Source organism: Methylocystis parvus, assembly GCF_049675845.1.
GTDB classification, from domain to species: domain Bacteria; phylum Pseudomonadota; class Alphaproteobacteria; order Rhizobiales; family Beijerinckiaceae; genus Methylocystis; species Methylocystis parvus_A.
Genome location: NZ_CP187161.1, coordinates 3,395,822 through 3,422,217, shown reverse-complemented (window position 1 = coordinate 3,422,217; position 26,396 = coordinate 3,395,822). Strand labels below are relative to the sequence as shown.

Here is a 26,396-nt window from a genome sequence, read left to right as displayed (position 1 = left end):
CCCGCTGATGCCAGTGGCGCGCAAGTCTGGGGATTTCAGGAATGAAGAATTTCGCTATCGCCATCGCCGCCGTCATGGCCGGCGCCGCGTTCGCGCCTTCCCTTGCGCAGGCCTCCTGCGCCAGCCTGTGGGGCGAGCGTAATCAGATCTACAAAGACGCGGGTTATTGCTTCAAGACCGCCCGCGCCATTCGCGCCTTCGGCAACGCCGGATGCAGCTTCGACGACATTAACGACGTGCCGCTCTCGGCCCGCCAGCGCGCCGCCGTGCGCGACATCGTCGCGCAGGAGCGGCGCATGGGATGCGGCGACTAATCCGTCAGCGCCCGATCGTCCTGCGAAGAGCGTCAGAATCCGTCGAACAACTGGCCCGCTTCGGTGTTGCGGGTCGGATCGTTGCGCCAGAACTGCTGCTGCTGCGTGAAGTAATTATCATTGGCGTGCGCATTGGGCTGCAGCGTGCCCGAGGCCGGGTCGCCGGCGCCGTCGTCGAGCCAGTCTTTGTTAGTCGTCAGGTTCTTCGGCAGCGGAACGGGGAAACCATTGCTGTCCGCCGCTTGCGGCTGGGCGGGCGCCGGCTTTTTGGATTTCGCCAAAGCGTCGCCCGAGATCAGCGCGAAAGCCAGGGCGAGGCCAAGGGAAAGGGTAAAAGCGCGACGCATTCGGTGCTCCATGAAACCGGAAGTAGAGCCTTACCTTAGCGCGCTTTCAACTCGCATGTCATCGTCGCGCGGCGCCCCGGCCGCGCGACGGTTACTTTTGTAAAAAACATTCCGCGACTTAGTGCCGGAAGTGCCGCACGCCGGTGAAGACCATGGCGAGGCCCTGCGCGTCCGCGGCGGCGATGACGTCGCTATCCTTCACCGACCCGCCCGGCTGAATGACCGCCGTCGCGCCCGCCGCAGCCGCCGCGAGCAAGCCGTCCGGGAAGGGGAAGAAGGCGTCGGAGGCGACGACCGACCCCTTGGCGAGGCTCTCGGCGAGACCCGCCGCCTGCGCCGCCTCGCCCGCCTTGTGGGCCGCCGTGCGCGAGCTGTCGACGCGGGACATCTGCCCGGCCCCGACGCCGACCGTCGCGAGATCCTTCGCATAGACGATGGCGTTGGACTTCACATGCTTCACGACGCGATAGGCGAATTTCAGGTCGGCGAGCTCCTGCGGCGTCGGCGCGCGCTTCGTCACGATCTTCAGATCCATGTCGTCGACGACGGCGTTGTCGCGCGTCTGCGCGAGGAAGCCGCCCGAGACCGAGCGGAAAGTCAGGCCGCGGGCGCGCGGATCGGGGAGACCGCCCGTCAGCAGCAGGCGAAGATTTTTCTTGGCCGCGATGATCTCGATCGCCTCGTCTTCCGCCTCCGGCGCGATGATGACTTCGGTGAAGACCTTCACGATCTCACGCGCCGCCGCCGCATCGAGCTTGCGATTGAGCGCGACGATGCCGCCAAAGGCCGACACGGGATCGCAGCGCAGCGCCTTCAGATAGGCCTCTTCGAGCGAGGCGCCTTCCGCGACGCCGCAAGGATTGGCGTGCTTGACGATGACAACCGCGGCCGCGCGCGCGGGATCGAATTCCGCGACGCATTCGAAGGCGGCGTCCGTGTCGTTGACATTGTTGTAAGAGAGCTGCTTGCCCTGCGCCTGCCGGGCCGTCGCGACGCCGGGCCGCGCCTCGCCGGTCAGATAGAAGCCCGCCGCCTGATGCGGGTTCTCGCCATAGCGCATCGGCTCGGCGAGCTTGCCGCCAAAGGCCCGGACGGGCGGAGAAGCCTCGCCCAGTTCCTGCGCCAGCCAGTTCGAGATCGCCGCGTCGTACGCCGCCGTACGCGCGAAAGCCTTCTGCGCGAGGCGCCGGCGCGTCGCGAGGGTCGTGGCGCCGCCGCTCCCAGCCATTTCATCCATCACGGCGGCATAGTCGGATGGATCGACGACGACGGCGACGTCGTCGTGATTCTTGGAGGCGGCGCGGATCATGGCCGGGCCGCCAATGTCGATATTCTCGACGCATTCCTCGAAAGGCGCGCCCTTCGCGAGCGTCGCCTCGAAGGGATAGAGATTGACCACGAGCAGATCGATCGGGCGGATGTCGTGGGCGAGCATCGCCGCTTCGTGCTCGGGATTTTCGCGGATCGCCAGCAGCCCGCCATGCACCTTGGGATGCAGCGTCTTGAGACGCCCATCCATCATCTCGGGAAAGTGCGTGAGATCGGAAATATCCCTCACCGGGAGCCCGGCGTCGGCGAGCGCCTTGCGCGTGCCGCCAGTGGAGACGAGCTCGACGCCATGGCCGGCGAGCGCGCGCGCAAATTCGACGAGGCCCGTCTTGTCGGAGACGGAAAGAAGGGCGCGCGCGATTTTACGCTGATCGACCGGCATGGGCTGAAGTCCTTTCGAAGGGCGCGGCGATGGGCGAAACCGACCGACGTTTCGTCGCGCTTTAGCGGATTTGCGCCGCGCTTATCACACATCCATTGGACGCGGAACCGCTCACCCCCTCTGGAAGGACCAGCGCAGCTCCACGCCCGGCGCGGCCTTTCCGCGCAGCACGATCTGGGCGCATTTGCGCGCGCCGCCCGGCGCGGCGAAAAATATGCTGTCCTCGATCTGCGGCCAGACGCCCTCGGCTTCGAAAATCACCGTCTCCCCGTTCGAGAGCTGGAGTTCGACCGCCTCGGCAAGCTCGACCGCCCGAACGCGCGGATGGAGATGGAAGCGCACCGCAAAGTCCAGCTCCGCCGGCCCCGGGGGGCCGCCGCTCTCGGCGGGGAGCAGCCGGTCTCGCCCGGCGAGCGCCGCCCCGTCGGCGGAGAGGATCAGCTCGCGCGCATGGATCAGGCCGAAGGCTTTCGCGTAGCCGTCATGGGAGAGCGAGAGCGCCGTCGCGCCGAGCTCCTCGCGCCGCTCGACCCCGACATGGGCGGGGCCTTCGAGGATGCGGCCGGCGCGCCAGCGCCCGGCGTCCCTCCTGGCGATGCGCGCGGAAGAGCGGTCGTCGAGAACGAGCGTCGAATGCGCCGCCGTCGCGCGCGCCAGCTCCCGCAAATCTTCGTGCTGGGGCGCGGGCGCGCCGCAATTCACGACCACACGCTCGATGCCGAGCGAATATTCGAAGGAAAGAAACCCCGCATGGGCGGCGGATGAAAATTCGAAAGGCGGCGGCCCGCCCGCGTCGACCAGAACGACGGCGTCCCGAGCCTCGAGCCGCTGATAGCCGAGATAAGGCGCCTTGAGCGGCGCGGCGCCGCGCGTGTCCTCATTTGCGAGCACGCTCGCCACGCGGTCGAGCTCGGTCGCGCCCATGCCGTTGAAGAGCGCGAGCGAGCCGTCGCCGTGCTGCAGCATGCGCAGCGTCGGCATCATGCGGTCGACCGCGCGCAGCATGGAGGCAGGCGTCTGCAGGCCGCGCGCCGCGAGCACCTGCCGCAGCGGCAGAAGGTCGAGCAGCAGATCGACCGCGATCTGCGGATTGCGGCTGATATGGCCGCCGTCGCTCAATATTTGCTGGTCGAGCTCGATGGAGAGCGTGCGAGACACTTGCGGCGCGATCTTGCGCCCGGTGTCGGCGCAGACGGCGAATTCCGCGAGTGCGATGGCGCAGAGCGCCCGGTCGGCCCCTTGCGCCTGGCCGGTGGCCATGGCGCGCCAGATGAGCCGCGCGCTCTGGGCGAGCGAGACCATGAAGGCGTCGTAGAACTCCGCCTCGGCGCCGTCGAGCAAGACCGGCGACTGCGAAAAGAAGGACAAGAGCCGGCGCGCGACGACCGCCGGCTCCATCGCCGGATCGTCGTGAGGCAGCTTTTTCAGCGCGAGGAAATCCGCGACGAGCGCCTGGGCGTTGGCCTGCGACAGCGTCTTGTCGGCCGCGCGCAGATGCCGCAGCCAGGAAAAGCCCGCCAGCGCCCGGCGCCAGGCGGCCGAAGGCGGCGTGAGCGAAAAGGGCGATTCGCCGTAGCTTTGCAGCGTCTTGCCCGCGAAGGAGAAATAACCGGCGTAGATTTCGTCGGCGACGGTCGGGTCGGCGGTGCGAATGTCGGGCGGCGCGATGCGCAGCCGCTCGGGCGGCGTGATCGCCATGGATTTCACGACGTGATAAGGCGTCGCGGCGCTGCGCGCGAAAACCTTCGCCGCAATGGCGCCGGCCATACGCATCCTGTCACGCAAGCCGCCGTTCAGATCCCTGCCTCCGATTCGCCGAACGCCCCATAGGGGCCAGAATATCCGGCGATTGCCCGCCCAACGGCTAAGAGCGAAGCGCCCGCAACTGTTTATACACTATTTTCAGTTGCGCGCTGAACCCGCTCGCGGGGCCCCTCCCACGCCAAAAAAGGGCGACGCTTTTCGCGCGCGGCCGGAAATGGCAATGTCGCGCCGCCTTTAGCCCCTCATGGAGAAACTGATGCCGCTCTATACGCTCGATGGAATTGCGCCGCGCCTGCCCGCCGAGGGCCGCTGTTTCGTGGCGCCCGGCGCGCACCTCATCGGCCGCGTCGAGCTTCAGGAAGACGCCAATGTCTGGTTCAACTGCGTGCTGCGCGGCGACAATGAGTGGATCACCATCGGCGCGCGCACAAATATCCAGGACAACAGCATCCTCCACACCGATATGGGCTATCCGCTGACCATCGGCGTCGATTGCACCATCGGCCACAATGTCATCCTGCATGGCTGCACGATTGGAGACGGCACGCTGATCGGCATGGGCGCGACGATCCTGAACGGCGCGAAGATCGGCAAGAACTGCCTCGTCGGCGCCAATGCGCTGGTGACGGAAGGCAAGGAGTTCCCGGACAATTCGCTGATCGTCGGCTCGCCGGCCAAGGTCGTCCGCGAGCTCGGGGCGGACTCCCGCGCGAAGTTCCTCGAGTCTGCGAAGCATTATGTCGAGAACGGCCAGCGTTACGCCAAGGGCCTCGTCGAGATCAAAGGCTGATCGACAGGCTCACTTCGCGACATACATCGGCGCGCTGGTCGGCGCGCCGACCGCCACCCACACATTCTGGTTTTCCTGCGACTGGCGCTTCACGAAGCGATAGGACGTCTTGTTCCAGGGCTTCACCTCGTCCGCGAGATTGTCGAGAATGAAATCGCCGCGGTCGGTGCGCGCCATCAGCACAGCATGGCCGTCGCCATGCGCGTCCTTGACGACGGTGAGCAGAAGAGCGGCGCGCGGGAAACCGGCTTCGACGAGCACGCGGCGCTTCAGCAGCGCATAATCCTCGCAGTCGCCCTTGCCGTCGGCGGGATAGTCCCAGGCGTCCGGGGCGCCGGCGTGCTCGGCGTCGGAAACGGGCTCGATCTTGTTGTTTACGAGCGCATTGACGCCCTCGATCTTGCGCAGTGTCGCCGCCGTCAGTTCGATCGTCTGCGGGGCGCGCGTCGCCTCGTCGCATTCGCCGCCATAGCGCTGGCAGAAATCCACCCAGCCAAAGGGCACGCTCGTCTCGGGGCCCAGCGGGGAAACGGTGGAGACGGGCAGCTTCGCGCCGGCGGCGGCCGGAAGGACCGAAAGACCCAGAGCCGCGAGGGCGAGAGCGAGAGCCTTCAGCATGTGACGCGCGATACGCATGTTAACGCAACCCTAACCGCCAACCGACCGTTAAGAAATCATTTACGATTGTGGCCCCTTTGCCAAGATGCGCGTTAAGACCGTCTTAACTTATGGTTTACGTCTGAGCCGCATGCCCGAGCCAAGACCGCGCCTGAAGCTGAGCTGTTCCTTTAAAATCAATGTTCTAGATATACCGCCGGCAGGGTGCTACCGTGCCGCTTGGGAGGAATGCGATTATGGCGAATGCGGGTCGGAGAGTGTGCGTAACAATGGCGGGCGCCGTTTGTCTGGCCTGCGGCTTTCTCTTTGGCGAGGCCGCGATCGCGCAGCAGATCGTTAATCCCACGGTTCTCGCGCCCATATCGCGCGATACGTTGCCGCGTGGAACTGTGAAGGTCACGCCGCCCCATACCGGCGAAGCGCCGCAGAAGCCGGCGGCGCGGGGCGCCAAAACACGCAACGGCGTGGACTGGCGCAACGCCGTCCCGGTCCCGAGCGTCCACCGGCATTACGATCCCGTCGGGGAGGAATCGAAGTGACCGAGCCTTACGGCCGGTTCGACACAAAGGCCGGGGCGGTCGTCGGCTCGCCGATGGCGACCCAGATATTCTGGTTCTGCTGGGACTGGCGCTTCACGAAGCGATAGGGCGCCTTCTTCCACGGCTTCACCTGGTCGGTGAGATTGTCGAGAACGAACTCGCCACGATTCGTGCGGACGGTCAGAACCGAATGGCCGTCGCCGTTCTTTTCCTTCACGACGGTCAGCAGCAGCGCCTCGCGCGGGAAGCCCTGCTCCATCAGCATGCGGCGCTTGAGAAGCGCGTAATCCTCGCAATCGCCCTTGCCGTCCGCGGGATAGTCCCACTGGTCGAGCGCGCCCCAATGATCGGCGTCGGCGATCGGCGCGATGCTCTTGTTAACGAAGGCGTTGATGCGTTCGATCTTGCGGAAGGCGGCTGCGTCGAGGCTGATCTCGCGAGGCGTGCGAACGTCGTCGTCGCATTCGGCGCCGTTCCGCTGGCAGAAATCGACCCAGCCAAAGGGAACGCTCGTCTCGGGACCGACCGCGGCGAAGCTCGACGTGTCGGGCCCGGCCGAGCAGGTCGCGACCATCAGCATGCCCGCGCCCGCCAGTCCAAGAGCCACAACCGCTTTGCCGATGATGCCGACCATTTCCCGTCTCCGTTCGATGAGGCGAGAATAGGTTTCTTGTTTTGCTGTCCTTCAAAGTATTTCGGCCGCATTTTACGCGAATGAGTTTAGATTTGTTCGCGGACCCGGTAAGTATAATTTTCCGGAAGCGAAACGCGTAAAATTCGATGTATCCACGCATCATACTGATTTTAAATGAGCATGGCCGAGACGATTCCTCGAATTTTTCTTGTCCGAGCAGGCGTGGGTAAACGCGCCGGCGACATTCGTAAACACGACCGCGTTCAGGAGGTTAACGGCCCTCCCCGCCCCGTAATTTTTATGGCGACGGCGCGGCGAAGCCGCCGGGGAGAGCGGGCGCGGTTACGGGGCGTGAGATTTTTCAACGATTTGAGGACCCGCCGCAGACATATCTTGGTCCGCGCGAACAAAAAGACGCCGCATTTCGCGGGCGTGCGCATGCGCCTGCCGGGGCGGCGTCAGGGGCGCAGATTGGCGGGGATATATTGCAGCGGATCGGCGACGTGGAACGAATAGGACAGCGCCAGACCCGCATTGAACTGGTTGCGCGAGCCGATGAGGTTCGGGATCGGGCTGGAGCCGACGCTGCCGAGCAAGCGCTGGCCGCCGCCATAGATCGACACGGCGAAGTCGTCGGTCACATGATAGCGAATGGTCGCCATGCCGCCCGCCGCGGTGAAGCCGCCCGTCGCCGTATAGGGAAGAAGGCGACCGTTCACGAGCGCCTCGAAAGGCGTCACCGAGAAATAGGCGTTGGCGTAGTTATTGTCGCCGAAGTTGAGGCGCGGCCCGACCGAGAAACGCCAGCGTCCGACGGTCTCATAAGCATCGGCGTAGAAAGCCGCGACGAAGCCCTCATGGCCGTCGACGCCCTGGCGCATTTCCGCGCGCACGCGGAAATGGTCGATGGGTTGATATTCGACGAAACCGCCGACTTCATGCGTCAGCGCGACGCGGCGCAGACCGAAAAGTCCGTCGCGCTGTCCGCGCTGAAAGACGAAGTTGGCGACAGGGCCGGCGCGCACGCCGGCATAATCGACAAGCGGGAAGCCGAAGCCTTCGTCCGGCGTCGAGAAGGTTTCCGCCTCGCCGACGCGGCGAATCGCGACCGCCGGGAAAGGATAGGGACGCACCTGGCCGGAGCCGGGGAAGCTCGGGGAGATCGCGCCGATCACGCTGACGGTGACGATCCAGCCATTGGCGTCGGTCTTGGGCGGCGGCGTCAGTTCCGCCGCGACGCCCGGCGCCTGCGCCCAGAGGAAGGCCGCCATCGTCGAGAGCAGAATTTTCAGAGTTCTGATTCGCAACGAGAAATCGTCCCCTGACGCAACATTCTTGACAGTTCTTTAACAACCAAGCGGCCGTCTGGCCACTCCTTGCCGAACTAAAACGTCAGCATCTTGGCGATTGTGTCCCCTACGCCACATCTTCCACAACTAATTGTAGAGCCAGGCGTTTCGCGCGAGCATGCCGCGCCCCCCGAGGACCCGGATCGCAAGGTCGCGCGCCGACGCCGCCGGCCCGCTCATGTGGAAATAATCGCCCTGGCGCCGGGACGCGCGCACGACCTTCGATGCGCGCGCTATCCGGTTTTTCTCATAGGCGGCGAAGGCCGATTCCACTGTGGCCCCGAGCTGCGTAAAGCCGCCCCCGAGCGCCTGCGCGTCCTCGATCGCCTGGGCGGCGCCCTGCGCGAGGAAGGGCAGCATGGGATGTGCGGCGTCCCCGAGGAGCGTGACGCCGCCCCGGCTCCAACTGGGCAAAGGCGGTCGGGCGAAAAGCGGCCAATGACGCCAGGTCGCGCCGGCTTCTATCAGCGCCAGAAGATCTGCCCCGGGACGCCTACCCCCGAGCGCGCGGGCCAGTTGCCGCCCTTCGAGCGAGAGAATCGCGGAGCCGTCTTCGGAGCGCGGCTCCTCGGCGACGATGACGACGACATTGATGATCGCGCCGTCGCGCAGCGGATAATGCACAACATGCGCGCCGGGCAGCATCCACAGATTGCTCTCGCGCGCCCGCAGCGCCGCCGGGGCGAGCTCGGCCGGCACGAGCGCGCGCCAGGCGGTGAGGCCGGAATAGAAAGGCGCGTCGCGTTCGGTGCGGAAAAGATGGCCGCGAACGGCCGAGCGCTGGCCGTCGGCGCCGACGAGGCCCGATGCCACGACCTCCTCGACGCCCGCCTCGCCATGGACGCGCACGCTGACGTGACCCGAGCGATCCTCGAAATCGCCGACGCGCGCGCTGGTGCGGACCTCGATCGCCGGATCGGCAAGGACCGCCTGCAACAGGGCCTGCTGAAGATCGGCCCGGTGAAAGACGCGGAAAGGCGCGCCCCAGCGGGCGCGGGAACCGGACAGGTCGAGCCGCGCCAGAACGGCGCCGTCCCGCCCGCGACGGATATTGATCGCCTGCGGCTCCAGCCCGACGGAGGTCAACGCGCCCTCCAGGCCGAGCCCCGCGAGAACCCGGCCGGCGTTGGGCGCGATCTGCAGGCCGGCGCCGACCTCTTCGATCTTGGGGGCGCGCTCCAGCACCAGGACGCGCTTGCCGGCGCGGGCGAGGGCGAGTGCCGCCGTGAGCCCGCCAATGCCGGCGCCCGCAACGACGATGGGGGCGCTCACGCGACGCTCGACCGGCCGTTACGCGGCTTCAGCGTCGTCGTGATAGACGCATTCCGCCGGAACGGCGCCGCCATGGAGCGAGGCGTCATAGACATAGAGCGTCGAGCAGTAGGGGCAGACGACCTGATTTTCCGCGCCCATGTCGATATAGACATGCGGATGGTCGAAGGGCGGCAGGGCGCCGATGCACATGAATTCCTTCGCCCCGACGCGAATCTCCGCGACGCCGGGCGTGTTGTGGAAATGGGGCGTGGAATGGTCGCTCATGGTCCGCTCTTTTCGTGACGCCGAAGCCCGGCTCAGGATCGCTCCCGCCCCCTATATTGCAGCGCGGGGAAATTGGATAGAGGCGTCAGTCCCCAATTAAGGAGAGGAATTAAGCATCCATTTAGGTAGGGGGAACGGCGGTTCTTTGTTTGGGCTCAGCCAGAGCGATGATATTTCTTGTGCGTGCTGCTTTATCGCCAGCAGGGTCGTCCTGTCCTCGTCGGACAAGACGCGCGAAAGCGGGCAAGCAGGGCTCATAATTTCGTCGATTAGGACAGGGGCTTTGGTCTGAGCGTCAAAAAGGAGAGGAAATGACACCGAACCCTTTTCCTTTGTGGCCATACCTCGCAAAATGAAGATAGCCTCGCCATCGCCGCTACACACAAGTTCGCGCAGACTGGTGGCAAGCGACTGTGGTTCAGCTACGTCCGGCTGCGAAAGCATGGTCCGCAATTGCTCTACTCGCTGCGGCGGCTTACTCGAGGGATCACACGAGGCGAGATCCTTGTCCGGGTTCCGACAGTCCAGGCGAGCGATACGCTGAAGCGCGGCTTCACGCGCTCCGCCCGCGGGAATGCTTTCCATTACCCTTTTCAGGTCTGCATACGCCTGATCCGTCCAAGGACTGCCATAATGCCGCAGCGGCCGCCAATCGGCGTTGCCAATTCTAAAAGGCTTTATCCAGTCAAGCTTTATCTCGCCCCAGTTGGTGCGCCAGAGAAGAGAAAGATCCAGGCGACTGCCCCGAAGTTGCGCTAGAGCGAGCGACGCCCCCTGAAGATACGCTGAAGTAAGTGAGGCACCCTGAAGGTTAGTCTGATCGAGCGAGGCGCCCTCAAGATGCGCATTGCCAAGCAACGCGCCCTCAAGCTCCGCCCATAAAAACGATGCTCCCTGAAGCTCTGCACCTTCAAGCGATGCGCCTTGAAGATGTGCCTGTACGAACAACGCCCCCTGAAGCTCCCCCCATTCAAGAGAGGCACCCTGAAGATGCGCACCACCGAACGATGCGCCTTGCGCGTGCACCCCTGCGAACGATGCTTCCTCAACGTGCGCTTCAGAAAATGAGGCGCCTTCAAGATGAGCCCACTCCAGCGACGCCCCCTGAAGCCGCGCCCAATTAAGCGAGGCACCCCGAAGATCGGCTTTCCTTAAATCCACTCTGCCGAGGTCGGAAAAGTCAAGGACTGCATTCTCTAAGTGCCGCCCCTGAAGGACGATGGAATGTTCCTTCCAATCGACCTTGCTGCGACCATCGACCTTCAACGCCTCGTAGACATTAAACTCCCTGAGCCACAAAATGTTAGCTGGCCAGCTGGGCGAATAAGCTAGTACTTTCGGGCCGGAGCGCGCGCGCATAAAGGCTGTCGGCGTTTCAACCGAGAAAATTGCTCTATTCAAGGACTCTGGCTCTAGTGCCGCTACATACGAAAGAGGCGCGGTTTGCCATTCCCCCGGAAAGGTGGCAACGAACCACGAAAACCAGAACGCCACCAGGCTCGCACTTCCGCCGAGCAGTGGCGCGGCCCATTTCACCCAAACGGAGAAGCGGGTTAACTCGCCGCGCCCCGAAAGAATCTTCCGCCACAACCACCACACAAGCGCGAGATCGAAGAGCAGCGCGGCGCGATGGATCCACGTAATGCGCCAGTCGTGGTAAGGGAGGAATTGCAGTTGCAGCAGCAAGAAAAGGGCGACTGGTAGGATCGCAAGTGTTGCCCAGACGACTGTTTTTAGAAGCAGGCCAAAGGCTCCGGAGCGCATTTCATCCGGTCCCGCGAGAAACTGCACGAAAATGTTGCTCGGCAATTGGAGACGTAGGCCCGCACGGACTTCGCGCGCCTCTTCTTCGCTTTTTGCATCGTTTTGGCGTCCCTCGATTTGTGCGAGAAGCAAACGATGAAACCGCTTGGCCTTTTCCGAAAGTATGACGAAGTGCGCCATCGTATAGGCGTGGCTGACCAGAAAAATCAGCGGAGCGAGCACGAAGAAAGCGAGGAGCGGCAATTTAACGTTGCTGAGAAACGGTAGCTCGATCGGCCGTTCAAGTAAGAGATCTATATGTGTCACTGCGCCTGCAGCAATCGCAATATAAAATAACGGAAAGAGATAGGAGAGCCACAGGCCGCCGACGACGGCCGCAGCGTCCTCCACCGCTTTCTTGATAGCCCTGAGATCGTTCGCCTCGGCCGCTATCGGCGGCAAGGGAGGCGGCGAAGGGGCCTCAAGCTGTTTTTCCCTAGTACGCCCAAGAAACGGCAACCTTAGCAAACCCATTGAACGACACTCGTTAAAACGAGATCAAGTTTGCATCCGGAGCTTGGCAATAGCAAGCCGAAGCACTATTCGCGCTCTTCCACGCCGAGCGCCTTCAACCGCTCATGCTCCTCCGCGGTGAGCGGGGCAGGACCGGCGGGCGCGCGACGTCTGCGGGCCGCCGACCAGACGGCGGCGCCGCCGGCGAGGAGCGCGATGAGCGGCGCCGTCCAGAGCAGGATCGTGCCCGGCTTCACCGGCGGGCGCAGCAGAACGAAATCGCCATAGCGGGAATGGACATATTCCTTCACCTCGGCGTCGCTCATGCCTTCCTTCAGCTTGTCGCGCACGAGGACGCGGAGATCCTTGGCGAGCGACGCGTCGGAGTCGTCCACCGACTGGTTCTGGCAGACGAGGCAGCGCAACTCGCTGGTGATGGCGCGGGCGCGGGCCTCCATGGCCGGGTCGGGCAGCTTTTCGCCGGGGGTGACGGCGTAAGCGGGGGTAATGACGAGCATCGTCATTAACGCCAGCGCCCCCACCCCAGCCCTCCCCCGCTGGCGCGGGAGAGGGAGCAGGTTGCGGCCTTCATCGACGACGGCGCTGATCGTGAGCGTCCCCTCTCCCGCAAAGCGGGGGAGGGACAGGGAGGGGGTCTTCGACATCATTCCGCCGCCTCCGGCATCGCGGCCACTTTCGCTCGCCGCGCCACGCCGATGCGCAGCCGCCGATCCGCCAGCGAAAGGGAGCCGCCAAAGGCCATGATCAGCGCGCCGATCCAGATCAGCGTGACGAAGGGCTTCCAGTAGAGCCGCGCGTCGATGGTCCCGTCGGGATGCGACTCGCCAATGGCCGCGTAAACCTGCCCGAGGCCGATCGTCACGATGCCGGCTTCCGAGCGCTGCATCTTGCGGGCCTGATAATAGCGCTTGGCGGGTTCGATCTTCGCGATGGTCTGCCCGCCCGAACGCACCGCCATCACGGCGTAGATTTCGGAATAGTTCGGCCCGTTGCGCGGCGAAACTTCCTCGATGGCGAGCTTGTAGGGCCCGACGTCGTAATACTCCCCCGGCTTCATGGCGAGGATGCTCTCGACGCCCCAGCCCGTCGCGGCGAGGCCGAGCAGCGTCAGCCCCATGCCGGCATGTGAGATGGACGTGCCCCAGGCCGACAGCGGCAGGCCCGCGAGGCGCGAGAAGACCGTGCCGACCGACGACGCGCGGAAGGTCGCGCGCTGGACGATGTCGCTCACGCCGCCAATGACGAGATAGACGGCGATGCCGCCCGTCACGACGGAGAGGAAGGGCGTCCCGTAGAAGGCCGCGAACACGGCGCCGACGGCGACGAGCGCCGCGGAGAAAGGCCGCGCGCAGGCGCTGCAGCGCCGCCGGCAGATCGCCGCGCTTCCATGCGAGCATCTGGCCGATGGGCATCAGGAGCGCGAGCGGCAGCGCGATGGGGATCAGCACCGTGTTGAAGAACGGCGGACCGACGGAGATCTTCTCGCCCGTCAGACGCTTCGAGCGCCATCGGATAAAGCGTGCCGACGACGACCGTCGCGCGCAGCCGTGACGAGCAGCAGATTGTTCAGGACCAGCGCGCCTTCGCGCTGATCGGCTGAACAGGCCGCCGTCGGCATGTCTTTGGCGCGCAGGGCGAAGAGCGCCAGCGCGCCGCCGATGAAGAAGACGAGGATCGCGAGGATGAACACGCCGCGCTCGGGATCGACGGCGAACGAAGGCGTGCACCGAGGTCAGCACGCCCGAGCGCACGATGAAGGTGCCCGATCAGCGACAGCGAGAAGGTCAATATTGCGAGCAACACCGTCCAGATCTTGAGGGCTTCGCGCTTTTCCATCACCAGGGCGGAGTGCAGCAGCGCGGTGCCGGCGAGCCACGGCATGAGCGACGCGTTCTCGACCGGATCCCAGAACCACCAGCCGCCCCAGCCGAGCGTGTAATAGGCCCACCAGGAGCCCATCGCGATGCCAAGGGTGAGAAACATCCAGGCGAAGAGCGTCCACGGGCCGCACCCAGCGCGCCCAGGCGGCGTCGATGCGACCCTCGATCAGGGCGGCGATCGCAAACGAGAAGGCGATCGAGAAGCCGACATAGCCGAGATAGAGCAGCGGCGGATGGATCGCGAGGCCGGGGTCCTGCAGGATCGGGTTGAGGCCGTTACCATCCGGCGGCGCGGGATCGAGACGCGCGAACGGATTGGACGTCAGCAGCGAGAACAGCAGAAAGGCCGCGCCGATCGAGGCCTGCACGGACAGCGCGTCGGCGCGGGCTTTCAACGTCGGCGGCAGGTTGTTACCAAAGAGCGCGATGAGCGCGCCGAACAGCGCCAGGATCAGCACCCACAGCAGCATCGAGCCTTCGTGGTTGCCCCAGACGCCCGAGATCTTATAGATCAGCGGCTTCGGCGAATGCGAGTTCTCGATCACGTTGACGAGCGAGAAGTCGGAAACGACATGCGCGTAGGTCAGCGCGCCATAGGCGAGCGCGACGAAGAGGAATTGCGCAATGGCCGTTGGCCGCGCGACGCGCATGAGCGCGACGTCGTTGACCCGTGCGCCGGCGAGCGGAATGGCGAATTGCATCAAGGCGAGCGCAAGCGCGAGAACGAGCGCGTAATGTCCGGTTTCGACGATCACCGCCTCCCTCCCCCTTGCGGGGAGGGATAAAGGGTGGGGGGCCGCGCCGCGCCGGCAACGCCGGGAGCAAAGCGACGCGGGTCCGCAACTCTCACTTCTTCTCGCCCTGCCACACGCCCTGCGCCTTCAACTTGTCGGCGACGTCCTTGGGCATGTAGCGCTCGTCATGCTTGGCGAGCACGCTGTCGGCCTTGAACTTTCCGTCCGTCTGCAGCACGCCGTCGACCACGACGCCCTGCCCCTCGCGGAAGAGATCGGGCAGCAGGCCCGTATAGGCGACCGGGAGATCTTTCGTCTTGTCGGTGACGGCGAAAGTCACGTCCTTGCCGCTCTTGACGACGCTGCCTTCCTTCACGAGCCCGCCAATGCGCAGCCGCGCGCCGGGCGCGACCTGTTTTTGGGCGAGCTCGGAGGGCGTGTAGAAGAAGACGATATTGTCGCGCAGCGCGAACAACATGAGCCCTGCGGCGAGGCCCAGAACGGCCAGCGCCCCGATGATGAGCGTCAGTCTTTTACCCTTGCGCGTCATTTGTCTCTCTTTCGCCCCTGCGGATTTAGAGGTTTAACGCAGGCTTTGGAAGGGCCGCGAGTTCTCACCAGCTCTGGCGCCACAGATACCACGCGCCCCGGAAGGGGCGGTATGAATCTTCGCCCAGATGCGGCGGCGGGCCGCCCGGCGAATGAACGAAGCCGGCAGCGTCCATCAGCCCGTCATTGCCGGTGATGAACCGCACGGCGCCGCCGTCGAGCCGCTCGGTCGACGACACGAGGTAAAGCCCCACGCGGCGGCCCCGCGAGCCCTCGTCCTGCGGCGGCTCCTGGCCCGACCGAACCGACGCCGCATAGTCGGCAAGGGCCCGCTCGCTCGCCAGAAAGCGCGCCTTTGCGAAGACGCCGCCGACCGACAGCACAAAGACGACAGCGAGCGCCGCCGGCTCGAAAGTCCAATAGAACAGCGCCTCCCGGGGAAGGCGGGGGCGCGAGCGGCGATTGCGCCAAAGATGCAAGCAAAGGCGCATCGCCCATACGAGCATCCACGCGCCCGCAGCCGCCGCGCCGAGCAGGGAGTCGAACATATCGACGCCGGCATTGCTGTAGGCGATGGCGGAAAACAGCCCCCAGAACAGAGCCGCGAGCCCCGCCGCGGGCGGTATGGGCCATCGCGCCACTTCCCGCCTCCCCTGGGCTCAGCCCCCGATATTCAGTTCCTTCGCCAGCGCGTCGATGCGGGCGACCTCCGCCTCTTTCGCGGCGAGCGCCTTGCGGGCGTCGGCGACAGCCTTCTTCGCCTTTTCGGGCTCGGAAAGGACGCTATAGGCGCGGATGAGGCGCAGCCAGCCCTCGATGTCGTCGCCCTTCGTCTCCAGCCGCGCGGCGAGCTTGTCGACCATGCCGCGGATCATCGTCGCGCGCTGGTCCGCCGGCATGGCGGCGATGGCCTTGCCCTGCTCGCTCGCCGGACCCTGCGCGACCGGACCGCGCGCGGTCCCCTCCTCCGCCGGCGCCTGCGCGAAGGGCGGCATCGGGGCGGGTTCGCCCCGCAGCTCCGCGAGACGCTGGCGCACCGACGGCAGATAGGCGGCGTCGGCCGGCGCGTCGGCCTCCATCCTGGCGAAAATCTCGATGGCCTTGTCCTTCTCGCCGGCCTGCTGGGCGCCGATCCCGAGATAATAAGCCGCCATGACATTGCTCGCGTCGAGAGCGAGGGCCGCCTCGAAATCCTTCATGGCCGCCGCCGTCACCTTGCCTTCGGCGACGATCATGCGCGCCTGACCGAGGCTCGCGTGACGCTCGGCGGTCGGGCCGAGAAGCCTCAGGGCCTGCTGATAGGCGTTGATCGCCTGTTCACCCCGACCCGTGCGCAGATAGTAGGGAGCGACAACCTCGAATCCGCGGCCGTCCTCCGGATGCTCGCGCAAATGCTGCTCGATGCGGGCGACGGCCCCGGCGAGGTCGTTCTTCGCCGGCGCGGCGTCGATCCGCGCGGTCAGCGGCATGTCGGGCAGTTCGTGTTTGCCGAGCTTGAGGTAAAGCGGCACGGAGACGGCCGGAACGGCGACGATGGCGGCGAGCGCGGCGATCAGCGCCGCCTTTCGCGAACCTTGGGCCCGCCCCTTGGGGGCGGCTTCCGCGCGCAGCAGGCGGCGGGCGGCTTCGGTCTTCGCGGCCTCTGCTTCCGCCGGGTCGAGCCGGCCCTCGGCGCGCTCGCGCTCGATCTCGGCGATCTGCTCCTCGAAAAAGGCGATGTCGGCCGCGCTGGCGTCCCTCGCCTCCCCGCGCATGGCGAGCGGCAGGAGGACAGCCATGACCGCGGCGCCGGTGAGAAGAGCGAAGATGAGCCAGATCATGGGTGCGCTGTTTAAGGCCTCGCGAACCTTATTGGAAGGGCCATGCGCTTTGCCCTTCATGGAATCGCTGGCATAGAAGCAGCTCGAAAGGCTTTTGGAACAGTGATTACGCGCCTCGCCATTTCAGGCTACCGATCCATCCGCGAACTGGTCCTCGCACCGGGGCCGCTGACCATCGTCACTGGAGCCAACGGGGCGGGGAAGTCGAGCCTCTACCGCGCGCTGCGGCTCCTCGCGGATGTCGCGCAGGGGCGGATCGTGCAGTCGCTTGCGCTGGAGGGCGGGCTCGACTCGACGCTGTGGGCGGGGCCGGAGAAATTCGCCCGCGCCATGAAGACGGGCGAATTGCCGATCGAGCCGCTGGTCCGGCAAAAGCCCAAGGCGGTAAAGCTCGGCTTCGCGTCCGACACATACAGCTTCGCCATAGATCTCGGGCCGAGTTCGACGACGGCCAGCCTTTTCGCCCTCGATCCGCAGATCAAGGTGGAGGCGCAATGGACGGGCCCGGTTCTGGGACGCAGCAACCTATTCGCCGAGCGGCGCGGCCCCAGTGCGCGCATCCGCGACGAGAACGGGGAATGGCGGCAGGCGGCGACCAGGCTGGCGGGCGTCGACAGCATGATGACGCATTGCGCCGACATGCGCGGCGCCTATGACCTCTCGGTTCTGCGGGAGACCATGCGGCGATGGCGCTTCTACGACAATCTGCGCGCCGATCGCGACGCCCCCGCGCGCAGGCCGCAGATCGCCACCTTCACCCCGGCGCTCGCCGATGACGGCGCCGATCTCGCCGCCGCCCTCGCGACCATCGAGGAAATCGGCGAGGCCGGCGCCCTCGCGGACACGATCGACGACGCCTTTCCGGGCAGCGCGATCGCCTTCGCCAATGACGGCTATTTCGAAACGCTCATGCGCCAGCACGGGCTGTTGCGCCCCTTGCGCGCATCGGAGCTTTCGGAGGGCACGTTGCGCTATTTGCTGCTCGTCGCGGCGCTCCTGACGCCGCGTCCGCCGCCCTTGATGGTCTTCAACGAGCCGGAGTCGAGCCTGCATCCGACCCTGATCGGGCCGCTGGCGCGGCTCATGCGCCGTGTCGCGAAAGAAACGCAGCTCGTCGTCGTCTCTCATTCGGCGAAGCTGGTCGAGGAACTCGGCAAGGATGACCGCTGCGTGGAGATCGCGCTGGAAAAACAGTTCGGCGAGACCCTCGCCCCCGCCCACGACTCGCCAAAGTGGGTCTGGCCATCGCGTTGAGGCTTGACGGAGGCCCCTCCAGCGCCTGCTATAACGGACCCGCCGAGGCCGCTCATGCTCATCGACACGCCGTCAATCGAACATCTCTCGAACGTGATCTCTCAGGTCGCGGGCCCCGCCTTTCTGCTCGCGGCGGAGGCGCAGCTTCTGAGCGTTCTGGTCTCGCGGCTCGATCGCATCGTCGACCGCTCGCGCGAACTCGCCGATCTGAGCGATGAAGACGCGCAGGCGCATCGCAAGGTCGAGCTGCCGATCCTGCGCAAACGCGCCGTGCTCGTGCATCGTTCGATCTATTGGGGCGTCGCGAGCTGCATCGTGACGTGCTTCCTCGTCATCATCGCCTTCGCCTCGGCGCTACTGCGCTTACGCCACGAATATGGGGCGGCGCTTCTCTTCATGATCGCCATGGCGCTCTTCACCGCCGCGTTGATCGCCTTCGGGAAAGAAGTAAGGCTCGGCTATTCGGAGATCGACGCCAACGCCGTCCTCATGCGCAAGCATGGCTGGCGGCGGGAGCCGATCCCGCCGCGCATCGATTGAGGATCAGCCTTCGCCGAAGACGCGGCGGAAGATCGTATCCACATGCTTGAAGTGGTACGAAAGGTCGAAAAGCTCGTCCAGTTCGGCGGGCGAGAGTTTCGCGCTGACGTCCTTGTCCTGGCCGAGCAGCGTGCGGAATTCGCCCTCACCGCGCCAGACCGGCATGGCGTTGCGCTGAACGAACGCATAGGCGTCCTCGCGCGACACGCCCTTCTGCGTGAGCGCGAGAAGCACGCGCTGCGAATGGACGAGCCCGCCGAGCTTGTCGAGATTCTTCTGCATGTTCTCGGGGTAAACGAGCAGATTGTCGATGACGTTGGTGAGCCGCACGAGGGCGAAGTCGAGCGTCACCGTCGCGTCGGGGCCGATCATGCGCTCCACCGAGGAGTGTGAGATGTCGCGTTCGTGCCAGAGCGCCACATTCTCCATCGCCGGAATCGCCATGCCGCGCACGAGGCGCGCGAGGCCGGTGAGGTTTTCCGTCAGCACGGGATTGCGCTTGTGCGGCATGGCGGAGGAGCCCTTCTGCCCCGCCGAGAAATATTCCTCCGCCTCCAGCACTTCCGTGCGCTGCAAATGGCGGATTTCGATGGCGAGCCGCTCGGTCGACGACGCGACGACGCCAAGCGTCGCGAAGAAGGCGGCGTGGCGGTCGCGCGGAATGACCTGCGTCGAGACGGGCTCGGGCACGAGGCCCATCTTGTGCGCGACATATTCCTCGACGCGCGGATCGATATTGGCGAAGGTGCCGACGGCGCCGGAAATCGCGCAGGTCGCGATCTCCTTGCGGGCCTGCACGAGACGCTCACGGGCGCGGGTGAATTCGGCGTAAGCCTGCGCCATCTTCAGGCCGAAGGTCACGGGCTCGGCGTGAATGCCGTGCGAGCGGCCGATGGTCGGCGTGAATTTGTGCTCATAGGCGCGCTTCTTGATCGCCGCGAGCAGCGCGTCGACGTCGGCGATGAGGAGGTCCGCCGCGCGCGAGAGCTGCACCGCGAGGCAGGTGTCGAGCACGTCGGACGACGTCATGCCCTGATGGACGAAGCGCGAATCCGGGCCGATGAATTCCGCGAGATGGGTGAGGAAGGCGATGACGTCATGCTTCGTGACGCGCTCGATTTCGTCGATGCGGGCGACGTCGAACTGCACGAAATCGGCCTTGTCCCAGATATTCTTGGCGCTCTCCTTGGGGATGACGCCAAGCTCGGCCAGCGCGTCGCAGGCATAGGCCTCGATCTCAAACCAGATGCGGAAGCGCGTCTGAGGCTCCCAGATGGACGTCATCTCGGGTCGGGAATAGCGCGGGATCATGGGGCCTCGGCGGATCGAAGGAAGAACGGGGCCGCGCGGGGCGGCGTCTCGCCTTCGGTTCGCAAATTCGCGCCGCCCGGTCAATCCGGTTGGCGGAAGACCCAGATCGCGACGGGGACGAGCGCCAGCTCCATCGCCACATAGAGCCAAAGCAGCGGCGCGGGACTGCCGTCCGCCACGAGGCTGACGAGCCGGCCCGCAACGAGGCCGCCGGCGAAGAGCGTCGACGTCAGGACGGCGGCGTTCGTGTAGCGGCGGTCAAAGGCCGCGTAGAGCCAGAAACAGCCCAGCGCGAGGTAAAGCCCCATCACCGCCCGAAGGATATGCGCGAAATCGAGGTCCAGCTCTTGCACGTCGAGGAAGGTCGCGGCGAACCAGCGCGGCGAGACGCCGTAAAGGAGCGCGATGACCGAAACGGCGCAGAAAGCGAAGATGAGAAAATATTTCTTAATCTGCATATAACTGCCCCATGCGCCGGATCACTGCGGAAGATAGCATAGGCGGAGCGGAGCGGGAGCATCGAGCATGGAGTGGGAACGGATGGCGCAGGCTAAGCCCCGGACTTTGGAGGAAGGCCGGCATTTCCTCGTCATATTCGTCTTCCTCTGGGCGCTTCTGACCCTCCTTTCTCTCCATACCGCCTTCATTTTCAATGAGGATATCGTCGGCCACCGGCAGGGGCTGGCGCTCGTCAACGCGCTTCTCCTCGCGAGGCTCGTCGTCGCCGGCCAGACGATGCAGTTCGGGGAACCCGACACGGGCGCCGCCGGGCCGGCCGCGATCAAGTCCGTGATCTTCGGCGCGCTGCTCGTCGCGCTGCAAGTCGTCGAGCAGGCGGCGCTCGGCGTCTTCCACGGCGAGACGATTGGGAAGGCGCTCCCCAATTTCGCAGACGGTTCGCTGCAGGAAACTCTGACCACGGCCATCATCGCATCCGTCGCGCTCATCCCCTTCTTCGCCGTCGCCGAATTCGAGCGCGCGCTGGGGACGGAGGAATTGCGCGCGCTGCTCTTCGGCCGGCGCCGACCCAAGGGCGCGCCGGGCGAGCATGTCGAGCGGCATTTCCTCAATTCGGAGACGGTGCGCGACGTCGTCATCGGCATGGCGGACGGGCTCACTGTGCCCTTCGCGCTTGCCGCCGGCATCACCGCCGCCATCGCCTCGACGCGCATCGTCGTGACGGCCGGACTCGCCGAGATCGTCGCCGGCGCCATCGCCATGGGGCTCGGGGGCTATCTCGCCGCGAGAAGCGACCACGAGCATTTCCAGTCCGAGGAAAAGCGCGAATATGCGGAAGTGGAGAAGTTGCCGGAGCAGGAACGCAAGGAGCTGCGAGAAATCTTCTCCGAATACGGCCTCGAAAAGAACGAGCTCGATTCGGTCGTCGCCGCGGTGTCGTCCGACAAGAAGCGCTGGGTGGATTTCATGATGCGTTTCGAGCTGGGGCTCGAAAAGCCCGATCCGAAACGCGCGCCCGTCAGCGCGGCGACCATCGCGACCGCCTACTTCATCGGCGGGTTGATCCCGCTCGCGCCTTACATGATCGACGACGACGTGAAGCAGGCGCTGATCCACTCGGTCGTCTTCACCGGCCTCGCGCTCATCGTCTTCGGCGCGGTGAAGGGCAAGCTCACAGGGGTCGATCCCTTCAAATCGGGCCTCCAGACCTTTCTCGTCGGCGGCCTGGCAGCCGGCGCTGCCTATTATCTCGCTTCCTTCTTCGGCTGAGGGCTCGGGAGCGAGCACGCGCCTTGCATCGCCGGGGCTGCAAGGCGGCGGGCGCGAGGCCATATCAGGAGGCATGATGCAGACGGCGGATGTCATCGTTCTCGGAGCCGGAATGGTCGGCGTCTCGGCCGCGCTGCATCTGCAGGCGCGGGGGCGCGAGGTCGTCATGGTCGACCGCCGCGGCGCCGGGCTCGAAACGAGCTTCGGCAATGCCGGACTGATCGAGCGCGCCTCGATTTTCCCATACGTTTTTCCGCGCGATCCGGCGAAACTCATCAAATATGCGCTAAACTTCCTGCCCGAGGCGCATTATCACTTCACCGCCCTGCCCTCCGTTGCGCCATGGCTCATGCGCTACTGGCGCGAAAGCGCGCCCGAGCGCGTCGCGCGCAGCATCGCGGCGCGACGCCCGCTCATCGAGAACAGCCTGATCGAGCACGAGATCTTGATCCAGCAGGCGGGCGCCGGCGCGCTTCTGCGCCGGACCGGCTGGATCAAGCTCTTCCGCAACGATGAGACGCTCGCGCATGGCGTCGCGGACGCTTCAAGGCTGCATGACTTCAACCTGCATATCGACATTCTCGACCCCGCCGGCGTCGCCGCGCGGGAGCCCTTTCTCGCACCCGTCGCGGGCGGCGTGCATTATCTCGACACGGCCTCGGTCAGCGACCCTGGGGCGCTCGCCAAAGCCTATGCCGATCTCTTCCTGTCGCGCGGCGGCCGCTTCGCCGCCGCTGACGCATTGACGCTGGAGCAGGAGCCGGACGGGCGCTGGAGCGTCGCGGGCCCCGAGGGCCGCATCGCCGCGCGCGACGTCGTGCTGGCGCTCGGCCCGTGGTCGGATCAGATCTTCCGCCGCTACGGCTATGAGATGCCTTTCGGCTTCAAGCGGGGTTATCACATGCATTACGCGCCCGGCGCAGGCGCGACGCTCAATCATCCGGTCCTCGACGCCGACAATGGCTATCTGCTGGCGCCGATGGCCAAGGGCATACGCCTCACCAGCGGCGCCGAATTCGCGCCCCGCGACGCGCCGCCATCGCCGGTGCAGATCGAGATGTGCGAGCCCATCGCCCGCAAGCTCTTTCCGCTGGGCGAAGCGCTCGACCGCGCGCCCTGGAAGGGCGCCCGCCCGTGCCTGCCCGACATGCTTCCGGTGCTCGGCCCGGCGCCGCGCCACAAGGGCCTGTGGTTCGACTTCGGCCACGCCCATCACGGCCTGACGCTCGGCCCCGTCTCCGGGCGTCTGCTCGCCGAGATGATGACGGGAGAGGAGCCCTTCACCGACCCGCGCCCCTATCGGGCGGATCGCTTCTAGCGGCGACCGGCGCAAGCTTCACATGAGCGGCGCAATCTGAAACTGTGGGTCCACTCGAATCGCGCCGAAGGGCGCCAGAGGGCCCCCAAATGCGCGCGACCGAGCGACTCGACTATATCGACGGCTGGCGCGTCGTCGCCATCGCCCTCGTCTTTCTCGACCATCTCGGGATGAATCGCGAGATCGGCGCGTTTTACGAGGCGAGCCCGCTCGGCGTTCTCTCGCAATATGGCGAAACGGGCGTCTTCATCTTCTTTTTCATCAGCGGCTATGTCGTGAGTCTGGCCTGCCTCAAGGAGGTCGCCGCTACGGGCCGGTTCTGCGCGCCCGCCTTCTATGCGCGGCGCTTCTTTCGCATCGTCCCGCCCTTGATGCTCTATCTCGCCTTTTGTCTGGCGCTGGGCTTTTCCGGCGCCATCGACTTCTCGCCGGATAACTTCCTCAGCGCATCGCTCTATCTCTGCAATACGACGGCTCCCGGCGTCACCTGCAACTGGTATGTCGGCCACACATGGAGCCTCGCTTTCGAGGAGCAGTTCTACTGCCTCTTCCCCGTGGCCTTCGCCTTTATCGAGCTGCGCAAGACGCCCCGCGCGCTCGTCGCGGCCGCCGCGCTCCTCTTCGCCACCGCGCCTTTACTCTTCACCATCTGGTGGATCGGCAAGACAGGCTTCTTCATCGCCTATGCGCTGTTCTTCGCCGGTTATGCCGCTGCGAAACATGGGCCGCGGGTCATGGCCGTGCTGGAGAGGTGGCGCCTGCCCGCGCTCGTCGTCGCGACAGCCATCGTCTTCATGCCGCGTAGCGTCGTCGCGTCTTTCGGCGCCGACGAAGCGGCGAAAGCGGATCTCATCGCCTATTACCGGCTGCTCTATGTCGCGGCGATTCCGGCGCTGGTGCTGCTGTCCGGCGCCGCAAACTCGTCGCTGCGCCCCCTGCTCTCGGCGCGGCCGCTCTCTTATCTCGGCCGCGCGAGCTATTCGATCTATCTTTGGCAGCAGCTTGTGAACGGGCCGGTCTTCAATGATCTCGGCGTTGCCGCGCAGGCGGCGTTGACGGCGGGCCTCATCGTGTTCTGCCTCGCCTTGTTTCAAGTGGAGCTGAAAATCATCGCCGTCGGCCACAGAATGTCGAAGCGGCTGCAAGCGCGGGCGCACTCGGCAGCCGAACCCGTCCTTCTCCCCTCGCGGGAGAAGGAGAAGGTCGCCCTCGTCTGAACACGCTTACCGCCCTGCGGTCGGCAAAATATCGCTGGCCGAGAAGCTCAGATTCACCCCGAGGCGGATGCTGTGCATGCCGCTGATATTGCACACCGGCACGGAATAGAGCGCCGCGCTCGTATTGTAGAGCGGGTAGTCGTGCGCGAGCTTGATGTAGAGATATTCGGCGTTCACCGAGATGTTGCGGGTGAGCGCGTAGCCGACGCCGGCGCCCACCGTCCAGCCCGGCAGGAACGGGTTGTTGACGCTCGTCCCGACGGAATAGGCCGGGCCGATGACGTTCGGGCCCGAGAAGCTTCTCGGCGCGACGATATGCCCATAAGCGAAGCCGCCCGTCCCATAGACGAGGAAGCGGTCGAAGGCGTAGCCGAGCTTCACGCGCGCCGTGCCGATATAGCCGGGGCGCGAGCCCGACGCCGTCCCGTGGCTGTTGGTCGAGCCGCCGATCTCGCTGCGATATTGGAAGTCCGTCTCGAAGCCGCCGACAAGATTGGCCCAGAGCGGCAGCATGTAGCCGAGCTTGAGGCCGCCCGCGAAAGCGGCGCCGTTCATCGGCACAGGGTCGGCGAAACTGCCGTCGCCGATCGTCGGGCCCAGCGTTATGCCGATGCTCGGACCGCCCCAATTGATGGGGGGCTCGCCGCCGCCGGGCGGCGGCGGAACCGGGGCGCCGGGCGGCGGCGCGGGCGGATCGGAGGGCGGCGGCGCGCCCTTGCAGGCCTTGTCGAAGCTCCAGTCGTTCTTGCCGACGGTCTTCGGCTCGGCGATCCCGGCATGTGTGACCGTGACGAAGGTGCAGGGCTTGTCGAGCGTGCGGCAGACGCCGGCAGTGTCGCAGACCTCGATGGCGCCGGAATAGATGACCGCGTCGGTGCGCCCGCCCGGAAGGACGCGGGCGGCGAAGATGGTGCCGCGCACGCCGATCGTCGCCGTCGGCGTCTTGACCTCATAAGGCTTGTGTCCGCCCGGGGCCGAAACGAAGCGGAAGGCGCCCTTGGCGGCGTTGAAGCCCATGCCGGAAGCGCCGGAATAGACGAAGCTGTCGAGCTTCACCTTGGAGGACGGCCCCATCTGCATCGTGGTGCGATCCACGAAAGCGAGCTTGGCGCGGCTCGCGGCGCCGGTCGTCAGCACCTCGTCGAAATAGACGGTGTCGCCCGAGGCGAGGCGCATGCTGCGCCCGCTTGTCGCCCCCTGAACGTCCTTTTCGATTGAAGCCGCGCTGCCGATCGCTTCTTCGGCGCCGGCGGGAACGGCCATCGCGCACAGCGCCGAAACGGAAATAACGGTTTTGCGCATGGGAGAGCCCCCGCCCGGCCGGCAAACATCAAAAAAGTATGGCTGAATAAGCCTTTAAGACACAGCTATCGCAAGGCTGGCGCGCCGGCGCAACGCCCCTGACGCCGGACGCGCGCAAGATTCCTCCGGCGTGGCTTTTTCGACACACGGCCCAGGAACGGGGGAAGTTCGGCTAAATTCGGGTCGTCTCGGAGATCTCGCCTTCGGCGAAAGGCTCCTCGAATTCGGCGACGAAGCCGCCGTCGAAAACGCGGCCCACGACGGCCGCCTTGAGGCCGAATAGGACGCGGTCGCCCACCGAAACATTGGCCGCGACCTCGACGCTGACGCCATCCAGCGAAATGTCGTTGATCTGCGCGAATTTCTCCCTGCCATCCGGCAATCGCACGCAAGTCCAGGGCATTCTGGGAACGATCCGCCTGTTCCGGCGGACGTCGACGAGACTCGCCGCCTCGCGGTTAGCGATCCAGATCAATTGCCCCGCGAACCGGCGCCGGCGCGCCTCCGGCAGGTCGACGACAATGACGAAGCCGCGGTCGGTCCGTCGCTCCACGTCGCCCTCGAGTCGGCCGAATTCCGGAGCGTATACGATGACCCGGTCGCCATAGTCGGCCGCGAGCGGCGTTTCGAAAATCATTTCGTCCATCGACGCCCCGACGATGCGGCATGGTTGCTCGCCCATGCCCGCCAGGATGATGAAGGCCTCGATGTCCACCGCGACCGGACGCCCGTGCATCCGGGACTCGTAGAAGCTCGTATCGAATAAGGTATGCAGTGACATGCTGCCCCAAGCCACTTTGTTTACCAGAGTTACGCTTGCACAGAATTCCTCATGCAGGGTTAACTGGGTCCGCCACGATG

Annotated in this window: 25 protein-coding genes and 1 pseudogene; 8 read left to right on the top strand and 18 right to left on the bottom strand. The window is 65.4% G+C overall.

All coding sequences use genetic code 11. From position 1 onward, the window contains the following. Window positions 1-41 precede the first annotated feature (41 nt). A complete protein-coding gene (locus ACPFMJ_RS17710; protein WP_424361231.1) occupies window positions 42-314 on the top strand; it encodes a YARHG domain-containing protein in 273 nt (90 codons plus the stop codon). 32 nt (window positions 315-346) lie between these two features. Here the strand turns inward: ACPFMJ_RS17710 and ACPFMJ_RS17705 are convergent, their stop codons facing one another. The 3 genes from ACPFMJ_RS17705 to ACPFMJ_RS17695 form a co-directional block, all read right to left on the bottom strand. Next, window positions 347-661 (bottom strand): cellulose-binding protein, encoded by a 315-nt coding sequence (locus tag ACPFMJ_RS17705; RefSeq protein ID WP_424361230.1) that lies wholly within the window; start codon window positions 659-661, stop codon window positions 347-349. A gap of 118 nt (window positions 662-779) precedes the next feature. Beyond that, window positions 780-2,372, bottom strand: coding sequence for a bifunctional phosphoribosylaminoimidazolecarboxamide formyltransferase/IMP cyclohydrolase (gene purH, locus ACPFMJ_RS17700; protein WP_424361229.1), 1,593 nt, complete (start codon window positions 2,370-2,372; stop codon window positions 780-782). A gap of 111 nt (window positions 2,373-2,483) precedes the next feature. Continuing rightward, complete coding sequence (locus ACPFMJ_RS17695; protein ID WP_424361228.1) at window positions 2,484-4,139, bottom strand: heparinase II/III family protein; 1,656 nt, start codon at window positions 4,137-4,139, stop codon at window positions 2,484-2,486. A gap of 253 nt (window positions 4,140-4,392) precedes the next feature. Between ACPFMJ_RS17695 and ACPFMJ_RS17690 the strand changes: the two genes are divergently transcribed. Beyond that, entirely contained in the window at window positions 4,393-4,926 is a 534-nt protein-coding gene (locus tag ACPFMJ_RS17690; protein ID WP_424361227.1) for a gamma carbonic anhydrase family protein, read from the top strand. Window positions 4,927-4,935: 9 nt separating this feature from the next. Here the strand turns inward: ACPFMJ_RS17690 and ACPFMJ_RS17685 are convergent, their stop codons facing one another. Then, entirely contained in the window at window positions 4,936-5,544 is a 609-nt protein-coding gene (locus ACPFMJ_RS17685) for a transglutaminase-like cysteine peptidase (RefSeq protein ID WP_424361226.1), read from the bottom strand. A 269-nt stretch (window positions 5,545-5,813) separates the two neighbouring features. On the opposite strand from ACPFMJ_RS17685, the gene ACPFMJ_RS17680 reads away from it, so the two are divergent. After that, window positions 5,814-6,083 (top strand): hypothetical protein, encoded by a 270-nt coding sequence (locus ACPFMJ_RS17680; protein ID WP_424361225.1) that lies wholly within the window; start codon window positions 5,814-5,816, stop codon window positions 6,081-6,083. Between the two features lie 7 nt (window positions 6,084-6,090). Here the strand turns inward: ACPFMJ_RS17680 and ACPFMJ_RS17675 are convergent, their stop codons facing one another. The 10 genes and pseudogenes from ACPFMJ_RS17675 to ccmI form a co-directional block, all read right to left on the bottom strand. Next, window positions 6,091-6,717, bottom strand: coding sequence for a transglutaminase-like cysteine peptidase (locus tag ACPFMJ_RS17675; protein WP_424361224.1), 627 nt, complete (start codon window positions 6,715-6,717; stop codon window positions 6,091-6,093). A gap of 458 nt (window positions 6,718-7,175) precedes the next feature. Continuing rightward, complete coding sequence (locus tag ACPFMJ_RS17670; protein WP_424361223.1) at window positions 7,176-8,024, bottom strand: MipA/OmpV family protein; 849 nt, start codon at window positions 8,022-8,024, stop codon at window positions 7,176-7,178. Between the two features lie 129 nt (window positions 8,025-8,153). After that, a complete protein-coding gene (locus ACPFMJ_RS17665; protein WP_424361222.1) occupies window positions 8,154-9,338 on the bottom strand; it encodes an FAD-dependent monooxygenase in 1,185 nt (394 codons plus the stop codon). A gap of 18 nt (window positions 9,339-9,356) precedes the next feature. Next, entirely contained in the window at window positions 9,357-9,605 is a 249-nt protein-coding gene (locus tag ACPFMJ_RS17660; protein ID WP_424361221.1) for a zinc-finger domain-containing protein, read from the bottom strand. Between the two features lie 96 nt (window positions 9,606-9,701). After that, complete coding sequence (locus ACPFMJ_RS17655; protein WP_424361220.1) at window positions 9,702-11,759, bottom strand: pentapeptide repeat-containing protein; 2,058 nt, start codon at window positions 11,757-11,759, stop codon at window positions 9,702-9,704. A gap of 188 nt (window positions 11,760-11,947) precedes the next feature. Next, window positions 11,948-12,529 (bottom strand): cytochrome c-type biogenesis protein, encoded by a 582-nt coding sequence (locus ACPFMJ_RS17650; RefSeq protein WP_424361219.1) that lies wholly within the window; start codon window positions 12,527-12,529, stop codon window positions 11,948-11,950. Continuing rightward, window positions 12,526-14,517, bottom strand: a pseudogene (locus ACPFMJ_RS17645) (heme lyase CcmF/NrfE family subunit). The gene ACPFMJ_RS17650 and the pseudogene ACPFMJ_RS17645 overlap by 4 nt, the downstream one beginning before the upstream one ends. A 91-nt stretch (window positions 14,518-14,608) precedes the next feature. Beyond that, the gene (ccmE, locus tag ACPFMJ_RS17640; RefSeq protein ID WP_424361218.1) at window positions 14,609-15,046 is read right to left on the bottom strand and encodes a cytochrome c maturation protein CcmE; all 438 of its coding nucleotides are present in this window, start codon (window positions 15,044-15,046) and stop codon (window positions 14,609-14,611) included. A 64-nt stretch (window positions 15,047-15,110) separates the two neighbouring features. Next, on the bottom strand, window positions 15,111-15,686 hold the full coding sequence (locus tag ACPFMJ_RS17635; protein WP_424361217.1) for a hypothetical protein: 576 nt from the start codon (window positions 15,684-15,686) through the stop codon (window positions 15,111-15,113). A gap of 18 nt (window positions 15,687-15,704) precedes the next feature. Then, window positions 15,705-16,865, bottom strand: coding sequence for a c-type cytochrome biogenesis protein CcmI (gene ccmI, locus ACPFMJ_RS17630; protein WP_424361216.1), 1,161 nt, complete (start codon window positions 16,863-16,865; stop codon window positions 15,705-15,707). 102 nt (window positions 16,866-16,967) lie between these two features. On the opposite strand from ccmI, the gene ACPFMJ_RS17625 reads away from it, so the two are divergent. Both ACPFMJ_RS17625 and ACPFMJ_RS17620 read left to right on the top strand, forming a co-directional pair. Further along, the gene (locus ACPFMJ_RS17625) at window positions 16,968-18,119 is read left to right on the top strand and encodes an AAA family ATPase (RefSeq protein ID WP_424361215.1); all 1,152 of its coding nucleotides are present in this window, start codon (window positions 16,968-16,970) and stop codon (window positions 18,117-18,119) included. 54 nt (window positions 18,120-18,173) lie between these two features. Then, window positions 18,174-18,659, top strand: coding sequence for a DUF2721 domain-containing protein (locus ACPFMJ_RS17620; RefSeq protein WP_424361214.1), 486 nt, complete (start codon window positions 18,174-18,176; stop codon window positions 18,657-18,659). 3 nt (window positions 18,660-18,662) lie between these two features. Here the strand turns inward: ACPFMJ_RS17620 and purB are convergent, their stop codons facing one another. Together purB and ACPFMJ_RS17610 are read right to left on the bottom strand one after the other, a co-directional pair. Further along, entirely contained in the window at window positions 18,663-19,970 is a 1,308-nt protein-coding gene (gene purB, locus ACPFMJ_RS17615; protein WP_424361213.1) for an adenylosuccinate lyase, read from the bottom strand. 80 nt (window positions 19,971-20,050) lie between these two features. Then, entirely contained in the window at window positions 20,051-20,428 is a 378-nt protein-coding gene (locus tag ACPFMJ_RS17610; RefSeq protein WP_424361212.1) for a DUF4345 domain-containing protein, read from the bottom strand. 643 nt (window positions 20,429-21,071) lie between these two features. On the opposite strand from ACPFMJ_RS17610, the gene ACPFMJ_RS17605 reads away from it, so the two are divergent. From ACPFMJ_RS17605 to ACPFMJ_RS17595, 3 genes are all read left to right on the top strand, one after another. Next, on the top strand, window positions 21,072-21,698 hold the full coding sequence (locus ACPFMJ_RS17605) for a VIT1/CCC1 transporter family protein (RefSeq protein WP_424363906.1): 627 nt from the start codon (window positions 21,072-21,074) through the stop codon (window positions 21,696-21,698). Between the two features lie 73 nt (window positions 21,699-21,771). After that, window positions 21,772-23,016, top strand: coding sequence for an NAD(P)/FAD-dependent oxidoreductase (locus ACPFMJ_RS17600; protein ID WP_424361211.1), 1,245 nt, complete (start codon window positions 21,772-21,774; stop codon window positions 23,014-23,016). 89 nt (window positions 23,017-23,105) lie between these two features. Beyond that, on the top strand, window positions 23,106-24,233 hold the full coding sequence (locus tag ACPFMJ_RS17595) for an acyltransferase family protein (RefSeq protein WP_424361210.1): 1,128 nt from the start codon (window positions 23,106-23,108) through the stop codon (window positions 24,231-24,233). Between the two features lie 6 nt (window positions 24,234-24,239). Here ACPFMJ_RS17595 and ACPFMJ_RS17590 read toward each other — a convergent pair whose 3' ends face one another. Continuing rightward, window positions 24,240-25,535: a FecR domain-containing protein gene (locus ACPFMJ_RS17590; protein WP_424361209.1), complete on the bottom strand. Its 1,296-nt coding sequence runs from the start codon at window positions 25,533-25,535 to the stop codon at window positions 24,240-24,242. A gap of 172 nt (window positions 25,536-25,707) precedes the next feature. After that, window positions 25,708-26,316 carry a PilZ domain-containing protein gene (locus tag ACPFMJ_RS17585; RefSeq protein ID WP_424361208.1) on the bottom strand — a complete coding sequence of 203 codons (609 nt, stop codon included), beginning with the start codon at window positions 26,314-26,316 and terminating at the stop codon, window positions 25,708-25,710. Window positions 26,317-26,396: the final 80 nt, after the last annotated feature.

Coding starts and splice junctions, on each gene's coding strand:
- ACPFMJ_RS17710 (WP_424361231.1), top strand. CDS start 42: ATGAAGAATTTCGCTATCGCCATCGCCGCCGTCATGGCCGGCGCCGCG.
- ACPFMJ_RS17705 (WP_424361230.1), bottom strand. CDS start 661: ATGCGTCGCGCTTTTACCCTTTCCCTTGGCCTCGCCCTGGCTTTCGCG.
- purH (WP_424361229.1), bottom strand. CDS start 2,372: ATGCCGGTCGATCAGCGTAAAATCGCGCGCGCCCTTCTTTCCGTCTCC.
- ACPFMJ_RS17695 (WP_424361228.1), bottom strand. CDS start 4,139: ATGGCCGGCGCCATTGCGGCGAAGGTTTTCGCGCGCAGCGCCGCGACG.
- ACPFMJ_RS17690 (WP_424361227.1), top strand. CDS start 4,393: ATGCCGCTCTATACGCTCGATGGAATTGCGCCGCGCCTGCCCGCCGAG.
- ACPFMJ_RS17685 (WP_424361226.1), bottom strand. CDS start 5,544: ATGCTGAAGGCTCTCGCTCTCGCCCTCGCGGCTCTGGGTCTTTCGGTC.
- ACPFMJ_RS17680 (WP_424361225.1), top strand. CDS start 5,814: ATGGCGGGCGCCGTTTGTCTGGCCTGCGGCTTTCTCTTTGGCGAGGCC.
- ACPFMJ_RS17675 (WP_424361224.1), bottom strand. CDS start 6,717: ATGGTCGGCATCATCGGCAAAGCGGTTGTGGCTCTTGGACTGGCGGGC.
- ACPFMJ_RS17660 (WP_424361221.1), bottom strand. CDS start 9,605: ATGAGCGACCATTCCACGCCCCATTTCCACAACACGCCCGGCGTCGCG.
- ACPFMJ_RS17650 (WP_424361219.1), bottom strand. CDS start 12,529: ATGATGTCGAAGACCCCCTCCCTGTCCCTCCCCCGCTTTGCGGGAGAG.
- ccmE (WP_424361218.1), bottom strand. CDS start 15,046: ATGACGCGCAAGGGTAAAAGACTGACGCTCATCATCGGGGCGCTGGCC.
- ccmI (WP_424361216.1), bottom strand. CDS start 16,865: ATGATCTGGCTCATCTTCGCTCTTCTCACCGGCGCCGCGGTCATGGCT.
- ACPFMJ_RS17620 (WP_424361214.1), top strand. CDS start 18,174: ATGCTCATCGACACGCCGTCAATCGAACATCTCTCGAACGTGATCTCT.
- purB (WP_424361213.1), bottom strand. CDS start 19,970: ATGATCCCGCGCTATTCCCGACCCGAGATGACGTCCATCTGGGAGCCT.
- ACPFMJ_RS17610 (WP_424361212.1), bottom strand. CDS start 20,428: ATGCAGATTAAGAAATATTTTCTCATCTTCGCTTTCTGCGCCGTTTCG.
- ACPFMJ_RS17605 (WP_424363906.1), top strand. CDS start 21,072: ATGGCGGACGGGCTCACTGTGCCCTTCGCGCTTGCCGCCGGCATCACC.
- ACPFMJ_RS17600 (WP_424361211.1), top strand. CDS start 21,772: ATGATGCAGACGGCGGATGTCATCGTTCTCGGAGCCGGAATGGTCGGC.
- ACPFMJ_RS17595 (WP_424361210.1), top strand. CDS start 23,106: ATGCGCGCGACCGAGCGACTCGACTATATCGACGGCTGGCGCGTCGTC.
- ACPFMJ_RS17590 (WP_424361209.1), bottom strand. CDS start 25,535: ATGCGCAAAACCGTTATTTCCGTTTCGGCGCTGTGCGCGATGGCCGTT.
- ACPFMJ_RS17585 (WP_424361208.1), bottom strand. CDS start 26,316: ATGTCACTGCATACCTTATTCGATACGAGCTTCTACGAGTCCCGGATG.